This is a genomic window from Pseudomonas sivasensis, from assembly GCF_021391435.1.
GTDB lineage: Bacteria > Pseudomonadota > Gammaproteobacteria > Pseudomonadales > Pseudomonadaceae > Aquipseudomonas > Aquipseudomonas sivasensis.
The window spans coordinates 2,432,741-2,445,640 of sequence record NZ_CP090029.1; the positions used below are offsets into that span (position 1 = coordinate 2,432,741).

7 protein-coding genes and 2 pseudogenes are annotated in these 12,900 nt (G+C 61.7%); 1 reads left to right on the forward strand and 8 read right to left on the reverse strand.

Translation table 11 applies throughout. The features are described from left to right. Window positions 1-50: 50 nt before the first annotated feature. The 4 genes from LRO94_RS11115 to xylA all read right to left on the reverse strand — a co-directional run bounded on the left by LRO94_RS11115 (window position 51) and on the right by xylA (window position 5,160). Window positions 51-1,187 (reverse strand): sugar ABC transporter permease, encoded by a 1,137-nt coding sequence (locus tag LRO94_RS11115; protein ID WP_179179222.1) that lies wholly within the window; start codon window positions 1,185-1,187, stop codon window positions 51-53. After that, window positions 1,188-2,735, reverse strand: a complete 1,548-nt coding sequence (xylG, locus tag LRO94_RS11120) for a D-xylose ABC transporter ATP-binding protein (protein WP_177326417.1) — start codon at window positions 2,733-2,735, stop codon at window positions 1,188-1,190. 5 nt (window positions 2,736-2,740) lie between these two features. Next, a complete protein-coding gene (gene xylF / locus LRO94_RS11125; RefSeq protein ID WP_179179221.1) occupies window positions 2,741-3,742 on the reverse strand; it encodes a D-xylose ABC transporter substrate-binding protein in 1,002 nt (333 codons plus the stop codon). 101 nt (window positions 3,743-3,843) lie between these two features. Then, a complete protein-coding gene (gene xylA / locus LRO94_RS11130) occupies window positions 3,844-5,160 on the reverse strand; it encodes a xylose isomerase (RefSeq protein WP_179179220.1) in 1,317 nt (438 codons plus the stop codon). A 139-nt stretch (window positions 5,161-5,299) separates the two neighbouring features. Between xylA and LRO94_RS11135 the strand changes: the two genes are divergently transcribed. Next, window positions 5,300-6,496: a XylR family transcriptional regulator gene (locus tag LRO94_RS11135; RefSeq protein WP_032885437.1), complete on the forward strand. Its 1,197-nt coding sequence runs from the start codon at window positions 5,300-5,302 to the stop codon at window positions 6,494-6,496. A gap of 138 nt (window positions 6,497-6,634) precedes the next feature. Here LRO94_RS11135 and LRO94_RS11140 read toward each other — a convergent pair whose 3' ends face one another. The 4 genes and pseudogenes from LRO94_RS11140 to LRO94_RS28070 form a co-directional block, all read right to left on the reverse strand. Next, the gene (locus LRO94_RS11140) at window positions 6,635-7,900 is read right to left on the reverse strand and encodes a carbohydrate porin (protein WP_179179219.1); all 1,266 of its coding nucleotides are present in this window, start codon (window positions 7,898-7,900) and stop codon (window positions 6,635-6,637) included. A 55-nt stretch (window positions 7,901-7,955) separates the two neighbouring features. Beyond that, entirely contained in the window at window positions 7,956-10,364 is a 2,409-nt protein-coding gene (locus LRO94_RS11145) for a glucose/quinate/shikimate family membrane-bound PQQ-dependent dehydrogenase (RefSeq protein WP_179179218.1), read from the reverse strand. Window positions 10,365-10,814: 450 nt separating this feature from the next. After that, window positions 10,815-11,330, reverse strand: a pseudogene (locus LRO94_RS28065) (methyl-accepting chemotaxis protein); the annotation flags it as partial. A gap of 348 nt (window positions 11,331-11,678) precedes the next feature. Further along, window positions 11,679-12,758: pseudogene (locus tag LRO94_RS28070) on the reverse strand (HAMP domain-containing protein); the annotation flags it as partial. Between the last annotated feature and the right edge of the window lie 142 nt (window positions 12,759-12,900).

The following is a 12,900-nucleotide window of genomic DNA, read 5'->3' on the forward strand; positions in this document are numbered from 1 at the left end:
ACGACCACCGCCCCTCCCACACGGGATTTGTGGTGTTTGTGAGGGTGGCGTCAGCGCCGACCCGTGCGCGTACTCACATCCACCCACACCGCCAACACCAGGATGCTGCCCTTCACAATCATCTGCCAGTAACTGTCCACGTCCAGCATCGACATGCCGTTATCCAGGCTGGTAATCACCAACGCCCCGAGCAACGCGCCATACACCGTGCCCGAGCCGCCGCGCATCGACGTACCACCAATAAAGCACGCAGCGATGGCATCCAACTCGCCCATATTGCCCGCCGACGGTGAGCCCGCCGCGAGCCGCGCGGTGTTGACCAGGCCGGCGAGGGCGCACATCACGCCCATGATGCCGAAGATCCACAGTTTCACCGCCTGCACGTTGATGCCCGACAGGCGCGTGGCTTCCATATTGCTGCCCACCGCATACACGCGGCGGCCGAACACGGTCTGGCTGGTGACGTAGCTGAACACGCCGAGCAGCACCAGCAACAGCAGCACTGGTACGGGGATGCCGTCGTAGCTGTTGAGGGTGGTGACGAACCCGGCGAGTACCGCGCCGATCACCGCCACGCGCAGCACGTCGCGCACCAGGGCGTGCGGCGCCAAGCCATGCAGCGCGCGGTTGCGCCGTTGTTTCCAGGTCAACAACAGGGTCAGGGCAAACAGCAAGACCCCAAGGCCAATCCCCACCGAATGCGGCAAATACCCCTGGCCTACGTACACCAACGACGGTGATACCGGCGCAATGGTTGTGCCGCCGGTGATCCCCAGCAGAATCCCGCGAAACGCCAGCATGCCGCCCAGGCCAACGATAAAAGAGGGGATGCGCAGGTAGGCCGTCATGTAACCGTTGGCCAAACCGATCATCAGCCCACACAGCGCCACCAGGCTGAGATTGGCCAGCAGCGGAATGTGATAAATCACATCCAGGATCGCCGCCAACCCGCCCAACAACCCCAGCAACGAACCCACCGACAAATCAATCTCGCCGCTAATAATCACCAGCACCATGCCGCACGCCAGAATCCCGGTGATTGCCATCTGCCGCAGCAGGTTCGACAGGTTGCGTGGCGTGAGGAAACCGCCCTCGGTCTGCCAACTGAAAAACAGCCAGATCACCGCCACGGCGATCACCAGCGCAAGCATTTTGTAGCGGGTAAACAGCTGTTTGACCTGATTCATCTACGCGGTCTTCCGATCATTATTGTTGTTTTGGCTGAGCGCGGCGGCGAGCACCTGTTCCTGGGTGAGCCCTTCATTGATGAAATCGCCGCGCAACTGGCCGTCGCCGATCACCAGCACGCGGTTGGACACGCCGAGCACTTCGGCCAGTTCCGAGGAGACCATAATGATCGACACGCCTTCGGCCGCCAGGGCGCCCATCAGTTTGTAGATCTCATACTTGGCGCCCACGTCCACCCCGCGCGTGGGTTCGTCGAGGATCAGCACTTTGGGCTTGGCCATCAGCATTTTCGCCAGCACGGCTTTTTGCTGATTGCCGCCGGACAGGCTGGTGATCGGCAAAAACGGGCTGGCCGTCTTGAGGTGCATGCGTGCGATCTGCTGGTCGATGCTGCCCAGTTCAGCTTCGGCGTCGATGCGGGTCATATGCGCATAGGTATCGAGGACCGCCAGGGTGATGTTCTGACCCACGCCCAGGTCGGGAATGATGCCTTGGCGCTTGCGATCCTCGGGCACCATGCACAGCCCGGCGCGAATCGATTTGAGCGGCGTGCGCGTGTCGATTACCTGGCCGTCGAGCCACACCTCGGCGCTGTAGCGGCCGGGGTAGGCGCCGAAGAGCGCTGACACTAACTCCGTGCGTCCGGCGCCCACCAGCCCGGCAATGCCGAGGATCTCGCCGCGCTTGAGCACGAAGGAAATATCATCGACACGCTTGCGCCTGGGGTTGTCCACGTCATAGCAGGTGACGTTGCGCGCCTCGAAAATCACCTCGCCGATGGCATGGGGCTCGGTGGGGTAGAGGTTGCTCATCTCACGGCCGACCATCTGCGTGATGATCCGGGGGATGTCCATGTCGGCCATGGCCGTGGTCGCGATGTGTTTGCCGTCGCGGATCACCGCAATGGTGTCGCACACCGCCGCCACTTCATCGAGCTTGTGGGAGATGTACACGCAGGCCACACCCTTGGCTTTGAGGTCACGGATGATGTCGAGCAGTACCTCGATTTCCGAGCGGGTCAGGGCCGAAGAGGGCTCGTCGAGGATCAGCAGGCGCGCTTTTTTATTGAGCGCCTTGGCGATTTCTACCAGTTGCTGGTAGCCGCCGCCGTACTGCGACACCGGCAAGGCGACGTTCATGTCCGGCACCTTGAGTTCACGCATCAACGCTTCGGCGCGGTGGATCATCGCCGGGTAGTTCATGCGCCCGCCGGGCAATGTCAGTTCGTGGCCCATAAAGATGTTTTCGGCCACCGAGAGGTCGGGTACCAGGGTCAGTTCCTGGTGAATGATCACGATACCGGCGGCCTCGGTTTCGCTGATGGACTGAGCCTTGAGCGGTTGCCCATCCCAGAGGATTTCACCCTCCCAGGTGCCGTACGGGTAGACCGCCGACAGCACCTTCATCAGTGTGGATTTACCCGCGCCGTTCTCACCGCACAGGCCGACACATTCCCCCGGCCGCACAGTGATGTCGATGCCGTTCAGCGCGTTGACACCGCCAAAGCTTTTGACGATGCCGTTCATTTGCAGCAGATAGTCAGCCATGGCGGTCACTGCCCGCCGATCTGCTCTTTGGTATAGAACCCGTCCTTCTCCAACAGATCGATATTGGCCTTGGTCAGCGGAGTCGGGGTGAGCAGGATGGTGTCGACTTTCTTGCTGCCGTTATCGTACTGCGAGCTGTAGGTGGGCTTCTCGTTACGTGCCAGTTGCACCGAGAGCTTGGCGGCTTCGGTGGCAATCAGCTTGAGCGGTTTGTACACGGTCATGGTCTGGGTGCCGTCGATCACGCGTTTGATCGCGGCGAGGTCGGCGTCCTGCCCGGAGATCGGCACCTTGCCCGCCAGTTTCTGCGCGGCCAGGGCCTGGATCGCACCGCCGGCGGTGGCGTCGTTGGAGGCGACGATGGCGTCGATTTTGTTGTTGTTCCGGGTCAGGGCGTTTTCGACGATGCTCAGGGCTTCGGTGGGGTTCCACTCCTTGACCCACTGCTGGCCGACTACCTTGATATCGCCCTTGTCGATAGCCGGTTGCAGCACCTTCATCTGGCCTTCGCGCAGCACCTTGGCGTTGTTGTCGGTAGGCGCGCCGCCGAGCAGGAAGTAGTTGCCCTTGGGCGCCGCTTGCAGCACACCGCTGGCCTGCATTTCGCCGACCTTTTCGTTATCAAAGGAGATGTAGGCGTCGATGTCCGCATTGAGAATCAGGCGGTCATAGGACACCACCTTGATCCCGGCTTTCTTGGCTTCGGCCACCGCGTTGGTCAGCACCGTGGCGTTGAACGGCACGATAACGATCACATCGACGCCCCGGGAAATCAGGTTTTCGATCTGGGAAATCTGCTTCTGCTCGTTGGCATCGGCGGACTGCACAAAGACCTTCGCGTCGAGTTTTTCCGCAGCGGCGACGAAGTAATCGCGGTCGCGGGACCAGCGTTCCAGGCGCTGGTCGTCGATGGAGAAACCGATTTTCGGGTGGGCGGAATCGGCCATCACCGGCAGTGCGAGCAGGGCCATGGCGGTGGCGAGCAGGGTACGTTTGAATGACTTCATGTTGGTGCGTCCTTTTATTGTTGTTGGAAAGACACAGCGTGATGCGGGTAGAACTGTAGAGCGTCCTTCGAAGCTCCGTGCACAGATTTGTCGCGCAAATGTCACCGATAAATAAACCGGTTGACTACCCCCTCCAGCATCTCCTGTCGCCCGCTCACCGCCTGCGGGTTCAGTTCATGGGCAAACGCGTGTTCTGCCAGCGATTCCAGGCTGAACTCACCCGCCAGCACGGCTTGGCCCAGCGGCTGTTGCCAACCGGCATAACGCTGGTCCTTGAACTGCTGCAATCGGTCGTTTTGCACCATGGCCGCCGCACGCTCCAGGGCCAGCGCCAATACGTCCATGGCCTCCACATGCCCGTGGAACAGATCCACCTCATCCAGGCTCTGACGCCGTACCTTGGAATCAAAGTTATAGCCGCCGTTCTTGAACCCGCCAGCCTTGAGGATTTCATAGGTGGCGAGGGTCATCTCCTCGACGCTGTTAGGGAATTGGTCGGTGTCCCAGCCGTTCTGCGGGTCGCCACGGTTGGCGTCGATGCTGCCGAAGATACCGAGGGATACGGCCGTGGCGATCTCGTGATGGAAGCTGTGCCCGGCCAGGGTGGCGTGGTTGGCCTCGATATTCACCTTGATCTCGTGTTCTAGACCGTACTCATGCAGGAAACCGAACACCGTGGCGCTGTCGTAGTCGTACTGGTGCTTGGTCGGCTCCTGGGGCTTGGGCTCGATCAGCAGGTCGCCCTTGAAGCCGATCTTGTGCTTGTGTTCCACCACCATGCGCATAAAGCGCCCGAGCTGTTCGCGCTCGCGCTTGAGGTCGGTGTTGAGCAGGGTTTCATAGCCTTCACGGCCGCCCCACAGCACATAGTTTGAGCCTTTGAGCCGCAGGGTGGCGTTCATCGCGCTGAACACCTGGGCGGCGGCGTAGGCAAACACTTCAGGGTCCGGGTTACTGGCAGCGCCGGCGGCAAAGCGCGGGTTGCTGAAGCAGTTCGCGGTGCCCCACAGCAGTTTGATCCCGGTTTGTTCCTGGTGACCCTCCAGATGGTCGACCATCTGTGCGAAGTGCTCGCGGTACTCCTTGAGCGAGCTGCCTTCGGGCGCCACGTCGGTGTCGTGAAAGCTGTAGTAGTCGATGCCCAGTTTGGAGAAAAACTCAAAGGCCGCCTCCGCCTTGCCGATGGCCACCTCCATCGGGTCGCCGCTGCGCTGCCACGGGCGCTTGAAGGTGCCCATGCCAAACATATCGGCACCGGGCCACACGAAGGTGTGCCAGTAACACGCAGCCATGCGCAGGTGCTCGCGCATGGGTTTGCCGAGGATCAACTTGTTGGCGTCGTAATGGCGAAAGGCGAGGGGGGAATCGCTGCTGGGGCCTTCGAAGCGAACCTTCTCGACACCGGGGAAGTACGGCATGGCGTTTTCCTTATTGTTCTTGGCGGTGTCTGGATACTAGCAACGGCGATGGGGCTGGCGATTATGAAAATCACCAAGGCGTAGTGCGATTTTGTGCAGCGAGGGCTAGTCTGTCGCGACAGGCCCCAGGACAAAAACAATGAAAACCCTACCGCCCGTGCACCGAATCGCGCTGCTGTTCAACGGCAGCAAAATCTACGACCGCGGCATTATCGCCGGCATCGGTAATTACCTGAGCAGTACGCGTGTGTCCTGGGATTTGTTCCTGGAAGAGGACTTTCTATGCCGCCTCAAAGGCATCGAGCGTTTTCAGGGCGACGGCATCATTGCCGACTTCGACGACCCGCTGATTGGCGAGGCACTGGCCGACAGTCAGTTGCCGGTGGTAGCGGTGGGCGGCTCCTATGAAGATGGCCGCGCATACCCCAAGGGCATCCCCTATGTGGCCACCGATAATTACGCATTGATGAAGTTGGCCTACGCGCATTTGATCGAGGCAGGGCTGACGCGCTTTGCCTGCTTCAGCCTGCCCGAAGCGCAGGCCAACCGCTGGGCCCAGGAGCGCGAAAAAGCCTTTCGCCGCCTGATGCTGCGCGACGGCTTGCAGGTGGAGGTGTATCGCGGCCTCGGCACCAGCGCGCCGTTGTGGGACAGCGCAGTGGAGCAGCAGATCGCCTGGCTGCACAGCTTGCCAAAGCCCATTGGCATTATTGCCGTGACCGATGCCCGTGCCCGGCAATTGCTGCAAGCCTGCCTCACAGCCGGCATCGCCGTGCCGGAACAAGTGGCGCTGATCGGCATCGACAACGATCCGCTGACCCGAACCCTTACGCGAGTGCCGCTGAGTTCGGTGATCCAGGGCACCGAAACCATGGGTCGCACTGCCGCTGCGCTGTTGCACCAGATGTTGCACGGCAAGCCTTGCACCGGTACGCAAATCCTCGTGCCGCCGGACGCAATCAACGTCCAGGCCTCCAGCCTTCATCAACCCTTGGGCAATCCGTACGTGATGCAGGCGCTGCTGTTTATCCGCCAATACGCTTGCCAAGGCATCAAGACTGCTCAAGTGGCGGCGTATGTCGGTGTGTCGCGTTCATCCCTGGAAGCGCACTTTCGTAAGGTGCGCAATTGCAGCGTGCATGACGAAATCCTGCGCTTCAAACTCGCGGCTGCCGCCAGAGGCCTGGAAAACCGTGATCTGGCGATTGCCGACATCGCGTCGTCCTGCGGCTTCACCTCGGCGCAGTACCTGCACACCGTGTTTCGTCGCGAGTTTGGCTGTACGCCCCGGGAGTACCAGCGGGGCGCGGAGTTTGCGTTATCTGTGCCTGAGTAAGGCCTTACATACACTGCTGAACCCACTGTGGGAGGGGGCTTGCTCCCGATGGCGGTTTGTCAGTCAAGCTATTCATTGACTGACACACCGCCATCGGGAGCAAGCCCCCTCCCACATTTTTTGACCGCGTTCAGGCGCTTAGAACACTGCCTTGACCTGCAACCCCAGCACCAGCGCATTGTCGATGTTGTCACCCGAAAACGCGCCTGGCTCGATGATGTATTGCACATCCGGGCGCAGGTTCAGCCATGGCGTGGCCTGGTAGCCGTAACTGAGTTCGATCAGTTGTTCGGCGTTGTCGAGGTTGGGGTAGCTGGACCCGGCGTTGAACGCTGCCAGTTCCTGCACGTCGCGGCTGCGCGGGTTTGGCACGGCGCGGCCATAACCCAGGGACAGGGTGTCCCGCGGGCGGCCTTCGAACGGTTTGTAGAGCACTACGCCTGCGCCATACCACTTGCTGAACGGCGAGGCCGCTTCGCTGGCGGCGGAGTATTGGCCGAAGGCGTGCAGCACACGGCCGGCCGACGATTCGGAGGCCCACACCGCCTGGTCGATCAGCAGGTAGTGACCGCCGCGACCGCTGACTTTTTCAGTGCTGCCGATGCGTTTCACATCGGAGCTGTCGTAGTAGTAACCCACCTTGTATTCCCCGGGCAGGGAACCTGCGTGCTTGTACACCAGCTCAATCGGCACCACGGTCCCGGTGGTGTGCTTGGGGCTCAACTTCCAGGCGCGGCTGGAGTCGCCGTTGCTTTCCGGGTCGACATTGAACGCCGCCACCCGCACTTGCCAGGCCGGCGAGAGGTCGTATTTCACCCGTGCGCCCAGACGCGCGTTCGGGTAGTTGCTCCAGCCGCTGCCGCCGGACATGTTCAGCGGATGCCCGCAGAAACCGGCGTTCATGAAGTTGCACAGGATGCCGCTGTCCAGGCCGCCGAGGTCATTGCCCATGGCCATGTAGCCGAGTTTGACGTTGAGTGCTGGGGTGAAGAGCGTGCGCTCGTAGCTCAGCTCAGTGAGGCGGGTGTAGAGACCGCCGTAGTTTTCCTGGATCGGCAGACGGTTGCCCACCAAGTCCTCGGACGCGCTGTTGCCGCGACGGTCATTGACGGTGACCTGGATGCGGTCGCCGTTGGTGAAACCGTAGAGCTTGCCCAGGTCGAACTGCACACCGAGCTTGAGGTTTTGCGAGTAGCGGGCTGAGCGGTGCTGACCGCCGTGGGCGTTGTAGGCAGTTTCGCCGCTGTAGTCGCCGGTGAAGCGCACACCGGTGTCTTCCAGTTCACGGCGCAGGCCGCCCCAGTCGCCGGTCAGGGTGGTGTCATCGGCTTGGACGGGCAGGGCGGCGCCCAGGGCCAGGCCGAGCAACAGGCGCCCAAAAGAGAGATGAGAAGTGGGTGTCATGCGGGTCTTCCAGACAGAAAGCGCGGTGCCGGGGGGGCGCCGCGCTTGGGGGAGGTTATGGCAGGGCGTAGGCGATCACGTAGTCGCCACGGTCAGTGGATTGGCGTGCACCGCCGGCGGTGACGACTACGTACTGCTTGCCGGTTTTCGGCGATACGTAAGTCATCGGGCCGCCTTGGCTGCCGACCGGCAGGCGGGCTTTCCACACTTCGTCACCGTTGCCGCTGTTGAAGGCGCGCAGGTAGAAATCCTGGGTGCCGGCGATAAAGATCAGGCCGCCCTGGGTCGACAGCGTGCCGCCGAGGGTCGGCAGACCGATCTTGATCGGCAGGTGCATACGGATGCCCAGTGGGCCGGTGTCTTCAACGGTGCCAACCGGCACCTGCCACGCGACTTTCTGGGTCTTCATATCGATGGCGGTGAGGGTGCCGAACGGTGGCGCCTGGCACGGAATGCCGGCCACCGACAGGAAGCGGTTTTTGTTCACGGCATACGGCGTGCCTTTGAGCGGGACCGCGCCCATGCCGGTGTTCAGCGCTTCGCCACCGGACGAAGACTGGGCTTTGTTCTGCGACGGCACCATCTGGATCCACAGGCCCAGGCGCATGTCGTTGACGAAGATAAAGCCGTGCACCGGGTCGGTGGAAATGCTGCCCCAGTTCATGCCGCCCAGGGAACCCGGGAAACTCAGGGATTTATCGGTGCCCGGCGCGGTGTACAGGCCGTCGTAGCGCATGCCCTTGAAGTCGATGCGGCACAGCAACTGGTCGTACGGGGTGGCGCCCCACATGTCCGATTCAGTCAGGGTTTGCGCGCCGATCTGCGGCATGCCCACCGATTTAGGCTGGGTTGGCGAGTACGGTTCATTGGGGATGTTGGCGGCCTTGACCGGCACTTCTTTTACGTCAGTCAGCGGTTTGCCAGTGGCGCGGTCGAGCACGTAGATCTGGCCGGCCTTGGTGCCGATCACTACCGCGGGCACGGCTTTGTCGCTGCCCGGCGGGGTGAAGTCGATCAGGCTTGGCTGCATCGGCAGGTCGAAGTCCCACAGGTCGTTGTGGACGGTCTGGTACACCCACTTTTCAGCACCGCTGGAGGCATCCAGCGCCAATACCGAAGCGCCGTATTTATGGTTGAGCTGGGTGCGTTCCACGCCGTAGATGTCGGTGGATGAGCTGCCCATCGGCAGGAAAATCGTGTTCATCAGCGGGTCGTAGGACATCGGCGCCCAGCTGTTCGGCGTGCTGCGCACGTAGGTGCTGTCGCCGGTTGGGGCTTGTTTGTCTTCCGGGTTGCCGGGGTCGAAGGCCCAACGCATTTGCCCGCTGATCACGTCAAAACCACGGATCACGCCGCCCGGCATGTCGGTCTGCACGTTATCCGCCACGCGACCACCGACCACCACGGTGGTACCGGCGATCAACGGGGCCGAGGAGAGCTGGTAGTAGCTGTCCGGCACATTGCCCAGGCCGGCTTTCAAATCCACCTGGCCGTGGGTGCCGAAGTCTTCACAGAATTTGCCGGTGTCGGCGTCTACCGCAATCAGGCGGGCATCAATGGTGTTGGTCAGCAGACGGCGCTGGCACTGCGCACCGGCTGGAACGCTGGCGGCAATGATCGGCGAGCTGTTGGGCTGGGTCGGCTGGGCAATCGGCGCGGTGGCGTCGAAATAGGCCATGCCGCGGCAACGCTGCCAGACCGCCGATTTGGCGTTGACTTCGTTCTTCCACAGTTCTTTGCCGGTGTCGGCGTCGAGGGCGATCAGATTGTTGTGCGGGGTGCAGATGAACACTTTGTTGCCGATCTGCAGCGGGGTCAGTTGGTCTTCGGCACCGTTGCCGTCGCTGATCGCCACGTCGCCGGTGTGGTAGGTCCAGGCTACTTTGAGCTTGTTGACGGTGTCGCGATTGATCTGGTCCAGCGCGGCGAAGCGGCTGCCGCCTTCAGTGTTGCCGTAGTGCGCCCAATCTTTCTGCGCATCGGCCGGGGCCACTGGCGTGACGCCTGGGCCGGCACCGGTCGGGGGGACGCTTGGGTGGGCGACAAACATATTGCCCGCCGCAACCACTACGCCCACCGCCAGTACGGCGGCAACGCCATAGGCACCGCGTGCAGGCTTGCCGACCAGCAGTGGGTACACCAGCGCGACCACCAGGCCAATCGCGGCGAACATGAATAGCCGCGAGAACAGCGGCCAGAACACCAGGCCCACATCCGCCACGGCCCAAATGGCTGTGCCCACCAGGAACGCGGCAAACAACCACGCACCCGCCGGGTTACGCCGGGCAATCAACAGGCCGGCAATCGCCATGGCCACGCCGCCGATCAGGAAGTACCAGGAACCTCCCAGGCTAACCAGTTTGGCGCCGCCGACGGCGAGCGCGATGCCGAGCAGGGCGATGATAACGCCCAGGCCCAGGAGTAAGAATCTAGAGACGCCAGTGGCGCGCGATGCTCGTTTCATGTCGAAAGGACTCGAATGTGAGAGGGCAAAGACGCGATTTTAGCAAGATAAGTAACTGGTTAGTACATTAGAGTCCTGCAATAGACTATTACAGTTGCTGCGATGATGCAGTGCGGTCAAATGCCGCGTTGGATAGGAGGGTTTTCTCGATGGGCAGCGGTGCGGGGAGCGCGTATTCAGGGGTGTCGATAGCCGTATCAGGATGAGCGCACTTTGAGCCTCAACGAAACGCCCCATCGGTTCAGCGGATGGGGCGTAGCGTTCGACCACCGTCTTTACAGGCAGCTTTGCTCGAACTCTTCGAGCATATCGGAGCGGATCAGATGACCCTCGTCATCCCGATCCCGCTACCGTCGTGGCTCAAGTCACTGGCCATGCATGGGTTGACGTCTTCCTTGAGGGCGATGCGGCTGACGTGTGTGTCCGCATACGCCCTCTGTCTGACAATGCCTAAAACTTGAAGCGTCCCACCAACCCTTTGAGCTGACCGGAAATATCCGTCAAACGACCTGAGCCGGTCTGTGCCGAATGGGCAAAACCTTCCACCAACTGCGCGTCGGCATGGATCTGCGCGATGTGCCGGTTGATCTCTTCCGCCACTTGGTGCTGTTCCTCAGCGGCGGTCGCGATCTGGGTGTTCTGGTCGCGGATCGAGTCTACGGAGCCAAGGATCTTGTCGAAGCTGTCGCGAGCCTGCTGGATGCGTTCCACGCTGGTGTGGGACACCAGCAGGCTGCCTTGCATCTGCTGCGTGACTTCCTGGGTGCGGCGGGCGAGGTTGCCCAGCAGGCTGTCGATTTCGCCGGTGGAGTCTGCGGTGCGACGCGCCAAGGCGCGGACTTCGTCTGCAACCACGGCGAAGCCTCGGCCTTGGTCACCGGCGCGGGCCGCTTCGATTGCCGCGTTGAGTGCCAGCAGGTTGGTTTGCTCGGCAATCGAACGGATGGTATCGAGGATGGTGTTGATGTTCTGGCTGTCCTGCTCCAGCAACTGCATGGTCTGAGTCGATTTCTGCAGGTCTTCGCTAAGCTTGAGCACGCTGCCCGTGGCTTCGCCGATGTGCTGCTGACCGGCGTGCACATCGCGATAGCCTTCGTCGGCACTGGTGGCCGCGGCGCTGCAGGAGCGTGCGACTTCGTTGGCGGTGGCGACCATTTCGTTGAACGCAGTGCTGACCAGTTCCACGGCTTCACGCTGGCGGCCGGCGGCCTGGTTCATGTTATTGGCCACTTCGCTGGTGTCGGCGGCGGCGGTTTGCAGGTCGGATGATGCGTTACCGATGCGTTGCACCAACTGCGCGATCATGCTCAGGAACTGGTTGAACCAGCCGGCGAGGCTGGCGGTTTCGTCCTTGCCTTGCACCTTGAGCTGGCGGGTCAGGTCGCCTTCACCTTCGGCGATTTCTTGCAGGCCGTCGGCCACGCCACGAATCGGGCGGACAATGACGCTGGCGAAACTGGCGCCGACAATCGCGAAAACTAAGGCCAACGCGGCAGCGATCGCGGCGATCAGCCAGGTGAGGCTGGTCGCACCCGCCATCACTTCGTCCCGCTTGATCAGCCCGATAAAGCGCCAGCCCAAGTCTTTTGAACTGACCACGTTAGCCATATAAGCCACGCCGTCGATGTCGATTTGGGTCACGCCGTCGCCACGCTTGGACAGTTCGGCGTAGTTGGGGCCGAGGTCTGCCATCGGCTTGAAGTTGTGCTTGGCGTCGCTGGGGTCCACCAGCACGTTGCCATTGGCTTCGACCAGCATCAGGTAGCCGCTGTCGCCTAGCTTGATGTTGCGCACCAGTTCGGTGAGCTGCTTGAGCGATACGTCCAGGCCGACCACGCCGAGGATTTTGCCGCTGGCGTCGGCGACGGTGTGCACGGTGCCGATCAGCACCACATCATCCGGTGCCCAGTAGTAGGCGCCGGTGCGCACGGTAGCGCCAGGCGCGGCGATGGCCGCTTGGTACCAAGGGCGTACGCGTGGGTCGTAGTTGTTCAGTTTGGTGTCGTCCGGCCAACTGGCGTAACCGCCGTCGCTCAGGCCCAGGGACAGGTAAGCGGTGCTCGGATGGCTCTTGGCGAACTGGTCGAAGATATCCAGCAGTTCTTTGTTGGTGGTTGTAAGGGGTATTTGCGCGGCGTCGGCGCCGGCGTAGCTCTTGAGGTCCTTGGCCGCGACAACGCGCGGGTCCTTGGCCACAAATTCGACGTTCTGGCTGATGCCGTCGAAGAACTGCTTCATGCCATTGTCGATCTGGCGGATTTCGCGGCCGCTGCTGTCGAGGAAGTTGGCCAGGGCCCCCTCGCGCAGATTCAACACTACCAACACGGCGACCAGGATGACGGGGACGCACGCGATAGCCGCGAACGCCCAGGTCAGCTTCTGCTTGATATTCATGACTTCACCTGCGGAGTATTTATAGTTTTGGCAAGGCAGTGGGTAGCGCAGAACGTCGCATGTGTTGTTATGAAGAGGTGTAGCCCATGCGTACCCCCGGTTTATCGACCGAGGAGTCACGCACTTTAGGGTCTGCGTCGTG

What these genes read in the sequence shown, in the direction of transcription:
- LRO94_RS11135 (WP_032885437.1), top strand. Translation starts at nt 5,300, where the DNA reads ATGAAAACCCTACCGCCCGTGCACCGAATCGCGCTGCTGTTCAACGGC.
- LRO94_RS11145 (WP_179179218.1), bottom strand. Translation starts at nt 10,364, where the DNA reads ATGAAACGAGCATCGCGCGCCACTGGCGTCTCTAGATTCTTACTCCTG.
- xylG (WP_177326417.1), bottom strand. Translation starts at nt 2,735, where the DNA reads ATGGCTGACTATCTGCTGCAAATGAACGGCATCGTCAAAAGCTTTGGC.
- xylA (WP_179179220.1), bottom strand. Translation starts at nt 5,160, where the DNA reads ATGCCGTACTTCCCCGGTGTCGAGAAGGTTCGCTTCGAAGGCCCCAGC.
- xylF (WP_179179221.1), bottom strand. Translation starts at nt 3,742, where the DNA reads ATGAAGTCATTCAAACGTACCCTGCTCGCCACCGCCATGGCCCTGCTC.
- LRO94_RS11115 (WP_179179222.1), bottom strand. Translation starts at nt 1,187, where the DNA reads ATGAATCAGGTCAAACAGCTGTTTACCCGCTACAAAATGCTTGCGCTG.
- LRO94_RS11140 (WP_179179219.1), bottom strand. Translation starts at nt 7,900, where the DNA reads ATGACACCCACTTCTCATCTCTCTTTTGGGCGCCTGTTGCTCGGCCTG.